The 19085-nt window shown below is 38.2% G+C and carries 13 protein-coding genes; 5 read left to right on the top strand and 8 right to left on the bottom strand.

Annotation, left to right across the window (positions count from 1 at the left end; translation table 11 throughout):
* Window positions 1-87: 87 nt before the first annotated feature.
* From AC27IF_RS15230 to AC27IF_RS15220, 3 genes are all read right to left on the bottom strand, one after another.
* Window positions 88-783 carry a response regulator gene (locus AC27IF_RS15230; protein WP_487055194.1) on the bottom strand — a complete coding sequence of 232 codons (696 nt, stop codon included), beginning with the start codon at window positions 781-783 and terminating at the stop codon, window positions 88-90.
* 11 nt (window positions 784-794) lie between these two features.
* Window positions 795-2285 (bottom strand): ATP-binding protein, encoded by a 1491-nt coding sequence (locus AC27IF_RS15225; protein WP_487055193.1) that lies wholly within the window; start codon window positions 2283-2285, stop codon window positions 795-797.
* Window positions 2286-2382: 97 nt separating this feature from the next.
* Window positions 2383-3882 carry a hypothetical protein gene (locus AC27IF_RS15220; RefSeq protein ID WP_487055192.1) on the bottom strand — a complete coding sequence of 500 codons (1500 nt, stop codon included), beginning with the start codon at window positions 3880-3882 and terminating at the stop codon, window positions 2383-2385.
* Window positions 3883-4462: 580 nt separating this feature from the next.
* Here AC27IF_RS15220 and recA point away from each other — a divergent pair.
* Entirely contained in the window at window positions 4463-5491 is a 1029-nt protein-coding gene (recA, locus tag AC27IF_RS15215; protein ID WP_487055191.1) for a recombinase RecA, read from the top strand.
* 68 nt (window positions 5492-5559) lie between these two features.
* Here the strand turns inward: recA and AC27IF_RS15210 are convergent, their stop codons facing one another.
* The 5 genes from AC27IF_RS15210 to AC27IF_RS15190 all read right to left on the bottom strand — a co-directional run bounded on the left by AC27IF_RS15210 (window position 5560) and on the right by AC27IF_RS15190 (window position 11134).
* Complete coding sequence (locus tag AC27IF_RS15210; protein ID WP_487055190.1) at window positions 5560-6726, bottom strand: dipeptidase; 1167 nt, start codon at window positions 6724-6726, stop codon at window positions 5560-5562.
* An 80-nt stretch (window positions 6727-6806) separates the two neighbouring features.
* Window positions 6807-7106 (bottom strand): Kazal-type serine protease inhibitor family protein, encoded by a 300-nt coding sequence (locus AC27IF_RS15205; RefSeq protein ID WP_487055189.1) that lies wholly within the window; start codon window positions 7104-7106, stop codon window positions 6807-6809.
* A 46-nt stretch (window positions 7107-7152) separates the two neighbouring features.
* Window positions 7153-8004 carry a hypothetical protein gene (locus AC27IF_RS15200; protein WP_487055188.1) on the bottom strand — a complete coding sequence of 284 codons (852 nt, stop codon included), beginning with the start codon at window positions 8002-8004 and terminating at the stop codon, window positions 7153-7155.
* Window positions 8005-8036: 32 nt separating this feature from the next.
* Complete coding sequence (locus tag AC27IF_RS15195) at window positions 8037-9551, bottom strand: YiiX/YebB-like N1pC/P60 family cysteine hydrolase (protein WP_487055187.1); 1515 nt, start codon at window positions 9549-9551, stop codon at window positions 8037-8039.
* A gap of 14 nt (window positions 9552-9565) precedes the next feature.
* Window positions 9566-11134: a phospholipase D family protein gene (locus tag AC27IF_RS15190; protein ID WP_487055186.1), complete on the bottom strand. Its 1569-nt coding sequence runs from the start codon at window positions 11132-11134 to the stop codon at window positions 9566-9568.
* A gap of 312 nt (window positions 11135-11446) precedes the next feature.
* Between AC27IF_RS15190 and AC27IF_RS15185 the strand changes: the two genes are divergently transcribed.
* The 4 genes from AC27IF_RS15185 (at window position 11447) to metH (ending at window position 19061) form a co-directional block, all read left to right on the top strand.
* On the top strand, window positions 11447-12802 hold the full coding sequence (locus AC27IF_RS15185; RefSeq protein ID WP_487055185.1) for a metal-dependent hydrolase family protein: 1356 nt from the start codon (window positions 11447-11449) through the stop codon (window positions 12800-12802).
* 188 nt (window positions 12803-12990) lie between these two features.
* Window positions 12991-14205, top strand: coding sequence for a carbohydrate porin (locus tag AC27IF_RS15180; RefSeq protein ID WP_487055184.1), 1215 nt, complete (start codon window positions 12991-12993; stop codon window positions 14203-14205).
* Window positions 14206-14364: 159 nt separating this feature from the next.
* Entirely contained in the window at window positions 14365-15312 is a 948-nt protein-coding gene (gene metA, locus AC27IF_RS15175) for a homoserine O-succinyltransferase MetA (protein ID WP_487055183.1), read from the top strand.
* Between the two features lie 56 nt (window positions 15313-15368).
* Window positions 15369-19061: a methionine synthase gene (gene metH, locus AC27IF_RS15170; protein WP_487055182.1), complete on the top strand. Its 3693-nt coding sequence runs from the start codon at window positions 15369-15371 to the stop codon at window positions 19059-19061.
* Window positions 19062-19085: the final 24 nt, after the last annotated feature.

Genomic DNA, 19085 nt, shown 5'->3' with positions numbered 1-19085 from the left:
TCAAACTGGTTTTGTTAATTGAAAATAGGTAATCAACGGCAATGTGTTGCCGTGTAAATCTGGATAAATTGGTATTCGTTTAGGTAATTAGCTTTCATCACTGATGTATTGATATCCAACACCGTATATAGATTTTATGTGCTGTGTATCCGGGTCGGCTTTAGTTAGCTTTTTACGTAAGTTTTTAATGTGTGAGTCAATAGTACGTTCATAACTCTCAAAGTATTTGCCTTGGGTAATTTTTAATAGCTCTTGACGCGAATAAACCTTGTCAGGAAACTCTAGAAAGATTTTTAATAAATTAAATTCATTGAATGTTAATGTGACTTCATTGTCTTTAACAAAAACTTTATGGGTTGTGATGTCTATTTTTATGCCGCCTGAGCTTAGCGTTGATGTTTGAGTATTTGCATTGAGATTACAGCGGTGCAAAATAGCTTTGATTCTTGCCATTAATTCTTTTGGTTTAAAAGGTTTGCATACATAATCATCGGCACCTACATCAAAGCCGATTAACTTATCAATTTCTTCGACGCGTGCTGTCAGCATAATAATAGGTACATTACTTATTTCTCGTATTGCACGACAAATATCTACGCCATTTATACTTGGCAGCATTACATCTAAGACAACGAGATCCGCTTGGCAACTTTGGTAGGTGCTAAGCGCATCTTTGCCATCAATGACATGAGTAGAGTCATAGCCCTCTAGTGCTAAATATTTTCCAATCAAGGTGGCTATTTTTATTTCGTCTTCTACGATTAAGATATGGTTTTTAGTCATGGCTTTATTTTCTATATTTCATCATTAATTGGCAGATGGATGTGTATAGAAAGTCCACCTTCGATATTTTTCTCTGCGGATATATCACCGCGATGTGCTTCGATAATATTTTTACAAATAGCGAGTCCCAAACCTGCACCACCCGTTTTTCTATTTCTTGATTCATCGGTGCGATATAAGCGATTGAATAATTGAGGTAATGCCTCTTGAGAGACGCCTGGACCAGAGTCCTGAAATGTTAATTGTACTTTTTGTTTAGTAATACTGGTTGTCACGGTTAAAGACCCTGGTGAATCTATATAGCGTAGTCCATTTTCAAAGATATTTTTAACCACTTGGCACAACCTTGCTTGGTCACCTAGCACAAAAATATCTGCAGCGAGTAGCTGGTTATTAAGCACAATGTTGCTATCGTGAAATTTATTTGAAAACTTATTTAACTGTAAATTTAGTAGCTGAGTGAAATTTATATTCTCTTGCTGACATTCAAATGAGGTTTTATCTATAACCGTTAAATCATGTAGATCATTTACTAAGCGCATGATCAATGTGACTTCTTCTTGTAATGAGGTGACAGCCTGCTCATCTAATGGTGTTATACCATCTAGTAAGGCTTCAATCTCGCCATCTAAAATGGTTAATGGTGTTCTAAGCTCATGGGATATATCCATTAACCATTGTTTTTGTTGATCGTCATACTTTGCTAATTCTTTGGAGATATTATTAACACTACTCGCTAAATCTCTAAATTCATCATTGGTTTTGACTTTTATTCGCGTAGTAAAATCACGTTTAGCAATATTCTTAGCTGTATCTGTTAGTAAAGTGATTGGCGCGGTAATATGTCTCGATAAAAAATAACTGATAAAGGTAGCAATAATGACCCCGATGACACCGACGAGGTAAATTACTTTTAGTCGTTTTTTTAAATAAAAGTCAGCGAAGGGATCATCTCCGATGTGCTTTTTATTGAGTTTTAGCCAGCCAATAGTTTCGTTATTGAGGACTATTTCTTTAATGGATAATACTTCATCGGTTGTTCTAGCGGCGATAACTTCTTGATGATCGGCATCTAGCAGACTCAAGCGACTTAAAAAGTCTAAAGCGATCATTTCGGATATATTTTTATCAAAATGTTTTGGGGGACCGCGGCGTTTATTCTCATCTCGAAAAGGAGGCTTTCCATGTCGAGGAGGCCTATCGCCAAAACCGGGTAATCTATGGCCCATTTTTGAAATAGGGCTGCTATCTTTGATCTGCCTAACAATCATTCTACGCCACAGTTTTGGATCGGCAATGAAGTCATCCCAAGAATGTTTAATTGCATATTCTGAAGCAACTTTATCAATGATATCGTCGAGCACTTGCCCTTCGATATCACTAATAAAATCAATGAGAACTTCCTTGTTTGAAAAGTAACTCATTACTTGCATTGCTAACACTAACAGTAAAATAATACTGAGGTTAGCAAGGAGTAATTTGTAAGCTATTTTAATTCGCATTCGTCGTCTTTATTTCAAGGTATATAATATTGATAATGTCATAGTATTATATACCCTGAATAATTAACACATCGTCACTCCTTATGACGTAATGTGTTTAATCTACCATTTGGTCGGTAAATGTTGCTTTAAAACCAGTGGCTTCATTTTCATCAGTTTCAATGATCATAAATTGATCGTTGCTGTCTTCATCTAGCACTAACTCTGTTGTACTGATAATTAGCGAAGAGCTATCAACTGTTGCAACAACAAATACACTGTAAGTATTGTTTGTTAAACTGATTGAGTTTGGCACTATATAAGATGCTGACACAGCATATTCAGCAGTAGAAATGATTTCATTACTACGCACAAAATATACGTCTACAGAGCTAAAATCATCGTTATCAATTAAGTTTATGACATTATAAATATGAGTGTAGATGCTTTCACTTTGGCTGTTATTGACCACAAGTGAATTAACAAATATTTCCACTTCATCAACTTGACCATCACCGTCTTCATCAACATCACCATCACCATCATGATCGACATCATCTTCAGTTAGGTAAAAGAAAATAGTTTTGTCGCTATTCTCATTAAGTGTCAGTAGGTGGTTTTCTATTACGGCACTACCATCAGCTGAAGACACTAAGTTGATACTGTAATCACCAAAATCAGTTTGAATTTTGTCACTGAATTCACTAAAACCAAGGTCAGCAATTTCAGCAGTATCATCTACGCCATCAACATGTAAATCAATAACACCTTCATAGCCGGGTAGTAATTCATGTTCAATAATACCGTTATAAACTCTAAAAGCTGCTTCAGAATCTACATCTGCATATTCACTCACTGACGAGGTGGTGATTAAATCCATCACATACGGAGAAGAGCCTGCGCCTTTATTCTCACGAACAGAAATTATATATTCTGAAGAATAAGGAAATGAGATATCTGTTGAAGTAAAAACAACCTCGTCACTACCTGCTTCTGTTATATAAAAGATGTAGCTGTCTTCATCCATTTTTTGGCTTTCAGTTAGCGCTCCGTAACTTGGTTGACCCATTAACTGTGCTTCATTAAAGCTCTCATCTTCTTCAGACATATAGATGTCAACACCGGCAGAATCTGGGTGCATATTTAAGAAGCGTATATTAAATAAGTCATCATCATTATCATCTTCAATTTCATCGTCATCTCTCACATCAATATCAAATATATGAATATTTGGTGCTGTGATTTCTTCAGAAACGACAATAAACTTGATAGAGTTTTTAGTGATCTGTAACTGGCTTTCGTAAATAACTTCTAAGTCATAATCTTCGTCTTTCCAAGCCAGCTCGATATCGTAAGTATCTTTATCATAAGTTAATCGGCTGCTAATACCTGTATAAGAAACGCCTGTATGTGTGTTTTCGTCATAGTCATCATCATCTTCTTGATCTACTGTTAAGTAGATAGCTGGTGCTGTAGAAGAGATATTGTATAGTTGAAAGTAGCCAGTACTACCATCATCATCATCACTTGAATCACAGCCTGTTAGTGCCAACAGTGTCATTGAAGTGAAAACCAATGGCATATTAAATAATTTAGATAAGTGATCTTTAAAATTCATTACTTTTTCCTTTAAAACATAAGTGTAATCAGCAGTTAGCATGTGAAGCGAATCAAAAAAATATTGCTCTGATACGCGCTAAAACTGGCGATTATTGATGTATTAATGATATTCAATGTTGATATCTTGCATTGGCATAGGAGTACAAAGACAGGCTATTACTAAAACAATTAATACGAAAAGTATGATATTAAAATGAAATGCTATTAGTAAGTCGATTACACAAAGCACATAAAGAAAACACATTTTAACAAAGTTGTTTTTAGCGAGTTTTAGATGATTAAACAGAAAATTGATTTATGTGTTTTATAGGCGAGAGAAAGTACTGTATTAAAATCAATAAACATTGTAATTATTACTGAGTGTATTTGAAAAACACTGTTTAATAACTTTTTTACTAAAAATATGTAAAAGTTATAAAGAGTCAAATAATCCATTTAAAACAGTCTGTTAAAAGTGTGCTTTGTTAGGTTTTTAATCTGAAATAAAAAAAGTTATAAAAAAACTTGATACTGTACGACTATACAGTATACTTGCTTCATCAAAACGAAATAACCCATTAAGTTCCGTGGAGCAAACTATGAAAGACGATAAAGAAAAAGCACTAGCAGCCGCCCTAGGACAAATTGAACGCCAATTCGGTAAAGGTTCAATTATGAAATTAGGCGACAACAACACTATGGACGTAGAAACTATTTCTACTGGCTCTTTAGGTCTTGATATTGCCCTAGGTGCGGGTGGCTTACCATTAGGACGTGTAGTTGAAATTTATGGCCCTGAATCAAGTGGTAAAACAACACTAACGTTAGAAGTTATCGCCCAAGCACAAAAAGAAGGTAAAGTTTGTGCCTTCGTTGATGCCGAGCATGCGCTTGACCCAATTTATGCTGAAAAGCTAGGGGTTAACATTAATGAATTATTGGTTTCTCAACCAGATACCGGTGAGCAAGCATTAGAAATCGTTGATATGCTAACTCGCTCAGGCGCCATTGATGTCATTGTGGTTGACTCTGTTGCTGCTTTAACGCCGAAAGCAGAAATTGAAGGTGATATGGGGGACTCTCACATGGGCCTTCAAGCTCGTATGTTGTCACAAGCGATGCGTAAATTAACGGGTAACTTGAAAAAATCAAATACTATGCTGATTTTCATTAACCAAATCCGTATGAAAATTGGTGTTATGTTTGGTAACCCAGAAACAACAACCGGTGGTAATGCTTTAAAATTCTATGCTTCGGTACGTTTAGATATCCGCCGTATTGGTGCTGTGAAAAATGGTGATGAAATTGTTGGTAATGAAACCCGAGTTAAAGTGGTTAAAAACAAAATTGCGCCACCATTTAAACAAACTGAATTTCAAATTCTATATGGCCAAGGTATTAATAACTTAGGCGAATTAATTGACCTAGGCGTTAAGAATGGCTTTGTTGAAAAAGCGGGTGCTTGGTATAGTTGTAATGGTGAGCGTATCGGTCAAGGTAAAGCGAATGCGGTTAAATATTTAGAAGAGCATACCGAAATGGCTGAAGATGTAGATGGTAAATTACGTGCCATGTTTTTAAATAAATCAGCAGCACCTACTGAACAAGAAGTAGAAACTGCCGAGTAAAGATTAATACACGAGTTATTTATTTTAAAGCCAGCGATAGCTGGCTTTTTTATGGCAAGAATTAAATATTACTTCCAAGCTGTTTTCCATGTTCTCATGACATTTTTACCGTATATTTTTCGTAAATCATCATCAGAATAGCCGCGTTTCCATAGTTCGTCAGTGACAGCTGCAATATATTTAGAAAGCTCACCTGCACCGGTAGCACCTTTATCCATCGCTTTTACCATATAGCCATCGTCTTCATAGGAATCAGCATTTGCTTTAGAAAATTTAACAATTAACTCTTCAGAAAACATATCATCTGTGGCTAAGCCGACATGATCAATACCAACAAGTTTCACATAATAATCAATAACATCAGCCCCTTGTTGTGGTGTTATATCTTCAGGCCAAATCCCGTCAAACATCCATTCAGTAAAGGTAGGAGAAACATAGCCACCTGTTTTGGCTGATAACATAGCCATTTCATCGGTAATATTTCTATAACAACCACGTTCAGTGGCATTTTTCTCATTTTTAAAAGCACCAGCGGGCAATGAGTGACTAAAAATTGCAGGTACCCCTGGATGATTTTTTAACATGTAATGTAAGGTATCTAGGGCCGTTTTTTCACCTACATGACTTAAATCAACAATAATACCTTGTTCAATAATGGCATCGACTAATTTTTTACCTTCGTTAGTTAAGCCACGATCACGACCATGATAAGCCTCAATGACGCCATCTCCATACCGGTAAGTACCGTTATAAGTAATTTGCATACTCGCTAAGCCCATTTCTCTAAGAAGTGCTAATTTAGATAGGTCACCATCAATAATTGTTGGGGTTTGACTATTCCAAACAACAGCATATTTACCTTCTTTATGGGCTCGCTCTATATCTTCAACACTCTTAACAAAGATGTAGCGGTTCTCTCGTTGCAACATGGTTGTACGCCAAACGGAATGCTCTTTTTGAAATTGATCGAAAGTGTAATAGGTGGGGGATAATGTTGCAGATGTGCCAGTAATACCAGCAGCGTGAGCTTTGTCTAAGTATTCGTGTAATTGTTCAGGTTTAGTCCAACCAACACCATAAGGTGATGCAAAAAAATCTAGAACTATATTCTCTTTTATGAAGTTTTTTGCTTTATTTGAAGCTGGCCAAGTTTTAGAGTTGTCACTAGCCATTGCTGAGCTTGCTGCTAATGAGAATGTTAGCGCGAGTAAAGTTTTTTTATAATTCAATTGCATGATCAGTCCTTGTTTCTAATTGTATTAACCTATTTCTAGCGATTTAATGTAATAGTAATTATCTGTATTTTCAATGATCTTTAATTATTGTTTTTACCTTGTGGTTTAGATAAGTTGAACTGTTTATATGAGTCAGTTTGACATTCTTTAGGCACATGAGCCGTCACTTTAACATCACCACAAGCACCGCAGGCATTGCCATAAGTTTTCACTTCCTTTTTATCGACTAAGCCGCAAACAGGTGTGTAATCCATGGTGCAGATTTGAGGTCTAGGATCTGAACAGTAAGTTATAACTTGTTTAATTTCATGGCTATCATGAGCCATTACCAATACCGATAATAGACAAGCTGTGATAAAGATTGAAACTTTAGTAAACATAAATACCTCTCTTAGGTAAGTGATTATAAACATTTGTAGTGTTTGCTTAGAAAGTAAATGCCCAGCCTATTTGTGGCCCATGCTGGATAAAATCTACTTTTGTTTTAATATTATTCTCAATACTATCATTTCCTATCTGTAAATAACGATAACCAATCCAGACATTATGTAACCCGCCAAAACGGTAAATAGCTTGGGCGTTAAAGCCGATGTCTCTGTCGTTATCACCCACGATTTTGGTGTCGAATGCCGCCGCTACGCCCCAATCATCCGTGAACCAATAACGATAAGTTGCGCCAACGAGCCAGTCAAAATCACTGGTGGTTGTTAGGTTAAAACTATCCTCTATTTTAATAATGCCCTCATCACTCAAAGGAGATACTTCAAGATCGGCGTTAGCGTATATGTGCCTTACCCCCGTTAATAAACGTAAACCTGGGTATACTTCATAACCGACAAGTAAATCATTTGCGGCCATTTGTAACTTGGTTCTGATACGATGAGCTGGGGCAATAACAGTTCCTGTGAGAGGACCTGTTAAACCTTCTGTGTCGGTTTTACTACTGACACGCATATAGTCAAAACGAAGACTGTAAAGCCACTTTCCTTTTTGAGCATAAAGCTCACCAATTAAACCAAAATTCAAACTGTCGAAAATATCACTAAAAGGAATTTCTAACTCTAAGCGTTCACCATCAGTAGTTATTTCACCGTTAATTGATGGTGCCCACACCATGGGAAAAGCGACAAGGTAATTCCAATCATCAAATTGGGGATTCTTATGGTAAGTATCAGGGCCACGCTCACTAATTTTCTGTGCCAATGCAGGCACAGAAAATGAGAGCAATACTGATATTGAGAGAGATATTAAACCGAGTAACCTTAGTCTATTCATCATAATCCTTTTAAATTTCTTGTGGTCAACAGACCCTAGTCTTCTTCCATCAATAATTGCATTAATTTAAGGGGGGAGTCTTCAATTAATTTACCATCGTGATAAAACAATGCTAACTGTAGTGGGCCATTCGCTAATGTTTCAATAGCGATATTATCAGGGCTAATCGTATAACGCCCTAAGGTTGATTCAGTTGGCCAATCAATATGACTATAGGATAAATAGACCAGCTGTGAACACACTATTTTATCTGTGGTTTCAACATCGAAATTAAAATCATAGGCTTTGCCCAGTTGGCGAAGCGCCCGTAAAACGGTTTGTTGTAATTGCTTTTTGCTGAGTGCTGTTTTACTGCGGATGATGGCGAAATCATCGACGTTGAGAAAATGTTCTAAAGTACTTAAGGTAGTACCTGTGCGTAGGGATTCAGCAATGGATTCACCCTGTAGAATTTGTTGATGATATTTTCTAACGAGTGGGTGCTGCCATAAATCCAGCGCAGTAAGTTCTTGCTCTGTACCTACCCAAATAGCGGCGTGCCCCCAGTGACCTGGGATCATGCTATCAGTTAATCTAAAAGGCGTTTTTTCAACAAGAATATCACCAATTTTTAGCTTGCTTGCTATATGACTCGCCACCGCTGAGTCTTGATATAATAAACCTTTTCGCTCTTCATAATCCCCTACGGCATTACTAAACCCTTCGCTTAAGCCATTCATTGTTGCTCGAGAGATCTCATTTAAGGTATCACTGGTGACTCGACGACGAATTTTGCGGCGATAATTTGCCGCATCGATGAAATCCATTTTCAGTAATACCGGGTAACTTTTAGAGCGCTCAACGACCTGTACTAAGTACGTTAAGTTTTCATCTGTTTTCGCTAAATCATGAACCAACCCTTTACGCTCATTATATTTCTCGACTAGCTCTCTGGTATAGGAAAGCATGTCGGTGTCGATATATAAATGGGTAAGGCTCTCTAATAAATACTCATCTCTTTCATAGCCAGTATCAGCTTTATTGATAAATCGTCTTAAACGATCATTTTCACTGATCACCGCAAATACAGTACCGTATTCATCATAAAGTGAAACCAGTGTTGCTAGCATGATCATATGTCCTTTAAGCACTATGCTGTTATCAAAATTAAACTCTTTATACTTTAACCAGCAGCCATGCTCTGCGGCGGTTGCTAGAATCGGGCGCATTAAGTCAATTTCTTTTTGAATTGTCAGGCTTAATGTATCTATTAATGCGGGTGAAAATGGTTTGTCTTGTTGGGTGTATTCATTGAGTTGCTGAAGATGTGAGGCTACTTTTTCACGAAAGACTAAACTACGTTCTATATTACCTTGTAGTTGATAAATTTCTTGATCCATCTTTGCATCGGCTTCCTCAGGGGAAAGTGTACGATATTGATGGCACACCTTTGTTAATGGCTTATCTTTAAAGAAACTTGCAGGATTAAAGCTAACACCAGTAGAGCAGGCGGTTAGCAAGGAAACTAAGATAAAAACAATCGAAAATAGTAGGGTTTGTTGGATTAACAAAATACAGTGCTCATTTATAATTGTGATTCAATAGGTAGTAGCGAATAAAGGCTTAAATTAAATCGTCGCCAAAAGCTCGTTTCAGGCTGCTCATGGTGAACTATTTCTTGGTTGTTACTTTTATCTAACCAAACGACCTTATCGTCACGTAAAGTCACTTGATAAAGCACTTCGTTCATATTTTTATCAAATAACTCATAGGCAATATGCTGTGCCATTTTAGGCGTTTCACAAACCACTCCTAACTCTGTATTGATGTTTGCAGAGCGAGGGTCAAAGTTAAATGATCCTATATATACTTCCTTACGATCAAAAATGTAGGTTTTAGCGTGTAAGGCACTTTTTGCTTCAGCGCTACGTGTTAATGAGCGACTGGCTTTGGATTTAGCCTTAGGTTTCAATTCGTATAATTCAACACCGCCTTTAAGCAGGTTGTATCTGTGCCGAGCATAACCTGATTGCGCTAAAATGCCATCGGTAGAAGCAAGGGAATTGGTAATAACTCTAACCTTTATACCTTTATCAACAAGCGCGGTTAAATGCTTTGTACCTTCATCCCCAGGGATGAAATAGGGAGAAATTAATTCAAGAGTATGGGCAATTTTTTCAGCATGTGGTCTGAGCATTGAAATCATATAGGTGGTTTCAATTTCTGACTTACCTAAGGTTTTTTCAGGATCATCATAAATAACATGTGCTTTACCTTGATAGCGTAATTCATCATCAGCGTTGGATAATCCGTTAAGAATACGTTGATACAGTGCAGAGTTTTTTAAATCTTTAGCGTAATCGGAATCTCGCACAGATAAGACATAATCAGCAAGCTCTTGTTTAACCTCTACTAACCGCTTTTGGTGATATTTATGTTCGTCAAAGACGAAGCCTGGAATGGCCAGAGGGCTATTAAAATAAATGTCGAATTGCTCATTAACTTCTCTCACTACAGGTCCGGCGGCGATGATATCTAAATCAGCGTAATTACTTCTTTCATTTGCTGAAAAGTAGTTTTCCTCAATATTTCGGCCACCGACAATGGTGTATTGGCTATCGACAGTAAAAGATTTATTGTGCATACGACGATTGATGCGTGCCGTATCGGTTAAAGCCGCAGGTGCTTTATAACCACTTGACGAGAAAGGATTATAAATACGCACGTCAATAAGTTCGTGATGATCCATGGCAAACAAAATTGATTTAGTTTTACTGTCTAAAGAAAGATCATCGAGCAACAAACGAACTCGCACACCGTCATCAGCTATCTCTAACATTTTGTGCATCAATAATTTGCCAATAATATCGGCTTTCCAAATAAAGTATTGCACATCGACTGAGCGCTCCGCAGTTGAAAGTAGTGCCATTCGAGTTAAAAAAGCATCGGTGCCTTCACCGATTAAATACATGGAGGAGTGCTCAGGGTTGGCGGGTATAATTTTACTGGCAGACTTTCCTAGAACAGTTTGTGAAGTATCAGAAAAAGCATGGCTATCTAGTCGTTCAAAATTTGTTGGTAATGTTGAGCAAGCAGTGAGTAACATGCTTGCTAAGACATATAATCCTAACGGAAACACATGCTTGAATATCATCGAATTATCCTTAAATCTACGTAATTACACTAAGCAATTGTAACCTTGATATATTTTAAATCAATCGAAAGTCAGTACAGATTAGTTAAGTCGGTTAAACATTACCTACAATGCATTAAATCCCTAGAAACACCTATAAAATTAACAAGCTAACTCCCTTTGCCTAATAGATTATTTTTGTTTGTTGAAAGATAAATAATTGAACAATTGTATTGAAAAATTCATCAGGTTATGAGTAATATTTAATCTGTATGTTTGCGTTATTAAAGTCGTAGCTATCACTGCTATGGCCAATCAAGAAAGGGATGAACAATGAAATTAACAAGCACAGTTATTAGTAAAGCAATAAGCAAAGTCATCATTACTACCACATTAGCCATTTCACTTACTTCCACCGCATTTTCGGCAGAGCAAACGTTGATTAAAAACGTTAAAGTATGGGATGGCACTTCCAAAAAACTCAGCAAAACACAAGATGTACTCGTTGAAGGTGAACTTATCAAATCAATTGGTACTGGATTAAAAGTTGCTGCTGATGTTGAAGTTATTGATGGTCAAGGGAAAACCATGATCCCAGGGCTAATTGATATGCATTCACATTTATGTATTCAAGAGGGCATGTTGGTAGGTCGTGATGGTTACGACCAAATGGCCATGGGTGCTCGTACTGCTGTTTCAATGGCACAATACTTAGACCAAGGTTTTACTACGGCACGCGATACTGGCTGTAATATTTTAGGTGTTGCAAAAGCCGTTAATAATGGCTTCGTTCCTGGGCCGCGTATATTCCCTTCAGGCGGTTTTTTAAGCCAAACGGGTGGCCATGCAGATACGGGGAGCTTTAATGATGTTCCCGGTCGTGTAGATGATTTAGAACGTCATGGTTTTGGTTATATTGTTGATGGTAAAACAGAAGTACGCCGCGCAGCTCGTCAAAACTTTCGTGCTGGTGCGACACAGATTAAACTAATGGCTGGTGGCGGTGTTGCCAGTGAGTTTGATCCAGTACATGCCACACAATTTTCTGTAGAAGAATTTGAAGCAGCAGTAGAAGTTGCTAAAGATTATGGTTCATATGTAACCGTGCATGCTTATCATGATCGCAGTGTTAACCGCGCAATTGATGCTGGTGTTCGTACTATCGAGCATAACTTTTTAGTCTCAGAGAAAACCATCAAACGTATGAAAAAAGAAGGGGTAGCACTTTCGGCACAAGCAGTAATGTCTTTACAAGCTTTTGCTGACCCTGACTCAATTACCTTCTTTAATCCTGATCAGAAAGCCAAAGCCAAAAGAGTCAATGCTGGCGCTACGCAAATGTTCAAATGGGCACTAAAGCATGATTTATTAATTGTCACTGGGGGTGACATGTTTGGTCCTGCCTATAATGGCAAACAAGCTGACAACATGATTTGGATGCAAAAAGTGGGTGCAACACCATATCAAATTATGAAAATGGGCACATCAAATGCCGCTGAAGTACTAAGTTGGTCCGGCGGTATGAACCCATATAAATACGGTGATTTAGGTGTTATTAAAAAAGGCGCTTATGCCGATCTAATTTTAGTGGACGGTAACCCACTAAAAGAAATCGAGGTACTGAACGAGTATAAAACTAAGTTCAAGTTAATAATGAAAAATGGTCAAGTGCATAAAAACACACTTTAAGTGTTTAGCCTAGAAACCAATAAGCAATAATTAAAGGGTATTTACTGAAAGGTAAATGCCTTTTTTATTGCTGTTTTCCAATAAGTAATCACGATGAATAAGTAATGAAAGGCGGTGAGTTTTATAAAAATACCTTGTAAAGAAAATAAGCTTTATGTTTACAAACGTTTAGAAAATGGAATTAACTTATGTATATTAAAAAATCTCTACTTAGTCTTATTATCTCAGGTCTACTAACAATACCTTACGCTTTTTCAGTTCAGGGTAATACTAACGGAGCTAAAGGGGCGAATTTCGGTAGTCCTGATGCTGTTGATAATCAAATTGCCGCTGATAATAAAAAGTCAAAGCCTGACTTTAAAGCCCAACTTGAGAAAAACAATGTCAGTATGGGCTTGGATTATTCTGCTGTATATCTAGGTGCTACTAATGTTTTAGCAGGCTCAAACGATAATGCTGGCAGTGGTATGGTACGTTTTTACGGTAGCTGGAACCCCATAGGTGAGGGCACTAATGATGTTGGTGGTCTTGTTTGGAAAGTTGAACATAGGCATTCGTATACCGATACGGCTGTTAAAGATTTTGAGTTTGGTACTGGCGCTTTAGGCTTAGTGACGCCGCCATTTAGCGATCAAGGTACGCGCTTTACCAACCTTTATTACAAACAAAGGTTGATGGATGGCAAGGCCACTATTGTGGCTGGCTTTTTAGACGTTACCGACTTTGTCGATGTGTTTGCCATGGCGAGTCCTTGGACGGGATTTATGAACTTTGCCTTTAGTACCGGCACCACAACAATGGCATTACCGGGTGATGCCACTTTAGGCGTTGCTGGCGGCATAATGCTTACTGACGAGGTTTATATGGTCGGGAGCTTCGCCGATATGAACTCAGATCCAACTAATATTCTTGATGGCTTTGACACTTTCTTTAAAGATAACAAATACTTTAAAAGTGTAGAGCTGGGCTGGACTAGCTCTCAAAGTTCAATTTACGTAGATAATATTCATGCAACACTTTGGCACGCCGATGAAAGTGTTGAGCAAGGCTCTACTAAAGGTTACGGCATTAATTTTTCTGCATCACGTTTAATTGATGGTCAGTGGCTGCCTTTTCTTCGTGCTGGTTACTCAAAAGATGCAGGGACTTTAATGGAGAAATCAGTTAGCGCTGGTTTTGGCTATTATGGTTTAGGCGGTGAATCTAATAACTTAGGATTGGCAATGAACTGGGGGCAAGTAGAGGATAGTGACGATCAATACACCACGGAATTATTCTATATTATGAAGCCGCTTGATTACTTAGAAGTCACTGTGGATCTACAATATGTCGCGAACCCAGCATTAAATATCGAAGACAGTAATACGGTTATTTATGGCCTAAGAGTGAGGCTGGCTATTTGAGTCTTTGAGTCGTCATCGCCAATGTACGAGTTATATCAAAAAGTATCGAATTATACCTTTCCGTTTAGACGTCTATACGTTTAGAAGTTGACAACGCTAGCAATCTAAGTAACATGTAACCTATGAGATAGACCGTTAATTCTTGTTAGGTTATGTGTTATGCCCATTAAAATTCCCGATCAATTGCCAGCATTATCTATATTAGGTAATGAGAATATCTTTGTTATGTCTGAGCACCGCGCTATCAGTCAAGAAATTCGTCCTATGCAGGTTGCAATTTTAAATCTAATGCCGAATAAGATTGAAACTGAAGTGCAAATCTTACGTATGCTGGCTAATACTCCTCTGCAAATCAATGTTGAATTTGTACGTATTCATAAAAATGTTTCTAAAAACACCCCAAGCGAACATTTAGATAATTTTTACTGTTTATTTGATGATATTAAACATAAACAATACGACGGCTTGATTATTACCGGAGCACCATTGGCATTACTTGATTATTCACAAGTGAGATTTTGGGATAAAATTTGCGAAGTATTTGATTGGGCTGAAAAAAATGTCACCTCAACTATGTTTTCTTGTTGGGCAGCACATGCAGCCTTATACCACCACTATGGTATTAATCGACACTTGCGAGAGAACAAGCTTTCAGGGGTTTTTCAACACAAAACGCTAGACAGTAAAGAACAACTTACCCGTGGCTTTGATGACAACTTTAATGTGCCTCATTCACGTTATGGTTATATTGATAGAGCGGATTATCAAAGTGTTGAGCAATTGAATATATTGGCTGAATCTGATGAAGCTGGCGTTTATTTGGTTGCCAGTAAAAATAAGCAGCAAGTTTATTTAACTGGCCATCCTGAATATGATACCAGTACCTTACATGAGGAGTATCTCAGAGATAGTCAAAGTGACTCGGCAGCAGAAATACCAGCTAATTACTACCAAAATAACAATGCCAATAATTCACCCGTGGGCTCATGGCGTAGTCACGGTAGTCTATTATTTACTAATTGGCTTAATTATTATGTTTATCAAATTACGCCGTATAAGTTGGACGCTTCAAATATAAAAGCTATCCACCCTGATACCATGATTTAAGTTGCGTAAAACACACTATTGAATTGAAAACTATACTTTAGAAAGTCGGAAACCCCATGAAAAAATCTGCTTCATTCGCTTTATTAGAGCAACAATTAGCCAACAATATTTTAATTTTAGATGGTGCAATGGGCACCATGATTCAAGCTTATAAGTTTGAAGAGCAAGATTTTCGTGGTGAGCGTTTTGCTGACTGGCACAGCGATGTAAAAGGCAATAACGATATGTTAGTGCTTACTCAGCCTGATGTTATTAAAGCTATTCACATGGAATACCTTGAAGCTGGCGCTGATATTTTAGAAACCAATACTTTTAATGCGACGACTATTGCCATGGCCGATTACGACATGGAAGAGTATAGTGCTGAAATAAACTTAGTTGCTGCACAAATTGCAAGAGCGGCAGCTGATGAGTACAATAAAAAAACACCTGACAGACCTCGCTTTGTGGCGGGTGTATTAGGGCCAACTAACCGTACTTGTTCAATTTCTCCTGATGTAAACGATCCAGCCTTTCGTAACGTTACTTTCGATGAATTAAAAGAAGCTTATATTGAGTCAACCACCGCCTTAATTAAAGGTGGCTCAGATATCATTTTAATCGAAACCATTTTTGATACCTTAAATGCTAAAGCGGCAATTTTTGCAGTAGAAACAGTATTTGAACAATTACAAGTTCGTTTACCTGTGATGATTTCAGGCACCATTACTGATGCCTCTGGTCGTACATTGTCAGGGCAAACTACCGAAGCATTTTATAACTCTTTGCGTCATGCAAAACCAATTTCATTTGGTTTGAATTGTGCTTTAGGGCCAGTGGAGTTACGTCAATATGTAGAAGAGCTCAGCCGAATTTGTGATGTTGCCGTTACTGCTCACCCTAACGCGGGTTTACCTAACGCTTTTGGTGAATATGACTTTACCGTAACGGACATGAATACTCATGTGCAAGAGTGGGCTAACTCAGGCTTTTTAAATATTATTGGTGGCTGTTGTGGTACAACACCTGCGCATATTAAAGGTATGGCAGAGTCGGTTGCTAGTATTGCTCCGCGTAAAATTGAAGCACGTAAAATTGCCTGTCGTTTATCTGGTCTTGAAGCACTCACCATTGAAAAAGAAAGCCTGTTTGTTAACGTAGGTGAGCGTACTAATGTTACCGGCTCGGCTATGTTTAAACGCTTAATTAAAGAAGGTGATTACGATAAAGCGATTGCAGTAGCTTTACAACAAGTAGAAAACGGCGCGCAAATTATCGATATCAACATGGATGAAGGCATGTTGGAATCAAAAGAAGCCATGGTGCGTTTCTTAAACTTGATTGCCGGTGAGCCTGATATTGCTAAAGTGCCGATTATGATTGACTCATCAAAATGGGACATCATTGAAGCGGGCTTACAGTGTATTCAAGGTAAAGGTATTGTTAACTCTATTAGCTTAAAAGAAGGGGAAGAGAACTTCCGTCAACAAGCTGAATTAGTACGTCGTTACGGCGCTGCAATGATAGTAATGGCGTTTGATGAAGAAGGCCAGGCCGATACGCGCGCACGTAAATATGAAATTTGTCATCGTGCTTATCATATGTTGGTGGATGAAATCGGCTTCCCGCCGGAAGATATTATTTTTGACCCTAACATTTTTGCTGTCGCTACTGGCATTGATGAGCATAATAACTATGCGGTTGATTTCATTGAAGCGGTAGACGATATCAAGAAAAACCTGCCATATGCCATGATCTCAGGCGGAGTTTCAAACGTCTCTTTCTCATTCCGTGGTAACAACCCCGTACGTGAAGCTATCCATGCGGTATTCTTATATTATGCTATTAAAAATGGCATGGACATGGGCATAGTTAACGCTGGACAACTGGCAATATATTCCGATCTTCCTGAAAAGTTAAAAACTGCAGTAGAAGATGTTATTCAGAACAAAGATGATGGTGCCACCGAACGCTTACTTGATATCGCACAAGAATTTCAGGGCCAAGCGGGTGGGCAAGCAACCAAAGCAGATTTAAGCTGGCGAGAACTGCCTATCAATGATCGTTTAGCTCATGCCTTAGTCAAAGGGATTAACGAATTCATTATCGAAGATACTGAAGAGTCACGTTTAGAAGCGGAGCGTCCGCTTGATGTGATTGAAGGGCCGTTAATGGACGGCATGAATACCGTGGGTGACTTATTTGGTGCCGGCGAAATGTTCCTACCACAAGTGGTGAAATCAGCGCGAGTAATGAAGCAAGCCGTTGCTTACCTAAACCCTTTTATTGAAGCTGAAAAACAAGAGGTGAGCTCAAATGGTAAAGTGCTATTAGCCACCGTAAAAGGGGATGTGCATGACATAGGTAAAAACATTGTTGGTGTAGTGCTGCAATGTAACAACTATGAAATTATTGATTTGGGCGTCATGGTGTCCTGTGAAGATATTCTACGGGTAGCTAAAGAAGAAAAGGTCGATATTATTGGTTTGTCTGGTTTAATCACCCCATCTTTAGATGAAATGGTACATGTTGCTAAAGAGATGAAGCGACAAAACTTTGAGTTGCCATTATTGATTGGTGGTGCAACAACATCAAAAGCTCATACTGCTGTTAAAATCGAGCCGCAATATGAACACCCCGTTGTTTATGTCTCAAACGCTTCACGTGCAGTATCTGTAGTAAGTAACTTGTTATCTAGCGAGCATAAAGATAGCTTTTTTGCTGATACTAAAGCTGAATATGAAAAAGTACGTGCTCGCCATTATAAAAAAGGCCCACGCTCAAGTTTAATTAGCTTAGAAGATGCACGAGAAAATGCAACGCCTATAAACTTTGATAACTACACCCCGAAAAAGCCTAATAAACTCGGTGTAACAGTGCTCGAAGAACTTGATTTGAATGAAGTGCGTAAATACATCGACTGGACGCCATTTTTTATGACGTGGCAGTTATCAGGTAAGTATCCCTTGATTTTAAAACATGAAGTCATCGGTGAAGAGGCGACTAAGCTCTTTAACGATGCCAATGCCATGTTAGATGATGTTATTAATAATGACAAAATTAAAGCGAAAGCTGTATTCGGTTTGTTTCCAGCCAATAGTGATGTTGATGATCTTTTACTGTATACCGATGAATCACGCAGTGAACAGCTGATGAGGTTGCATCAATTACGTCAGCAAAGTAAGAAACCCAGTGGCCAGTATAACCGTTGTTTATCTGATTATGTGGCCAAGAAAGATTCAGGTGTTGATGACTATGTGGGTGCGTTTGCTGTTTCTGCCGGTTTTGGTGTTGATGAACTAGTGAAAGTGCTTGATGCTGACCATGATGCTTATAATAGTATTTTACTCAAAGCGGTTGCTGATAGATTAGCGGAAGCGAGTGCTGAGTACCTTCATGAGAAAGTACGTAAAGAATATTGGGGCTATGCGGCGGATGAAGCGTTAGATAACGATGCTTTAATTCGTGAAAGCTACCAAGGTATTCGTCCAGCGCCAGGTTACCCTGCTTGTCCTGAGCATACCGAAAAAGGTTTATTGTGGCAGTTACTCAATGTTGAAGAAAACATTGGTATGGAGCTAACATCAAGCTATGCCATGTGGCCGGGTGCTGCGGTTAGTGGTTGGTACTTTGCTCATCCAGATTCTAAGTATTTTGCTGTGGCTAAATTGGCTAAAGATCAAGTACTTGATTATGCCGCTCGTAAAGGCCAAACAATAGAGCAAGCTGAGCGTTGGTTATCGGCGAATCTAGATTATGAGCCAGAGTAATTTATCTATTTGAGTTAAGTTAGA

The organism is Colwellia sp. KS18-150 (assembly GCF_057551365.1).
The sequence above is the reverse complement of the archived record's forward strand: the minus strand, read 5'-3'. Positions and strand labels throughout refer to the sequence as shown.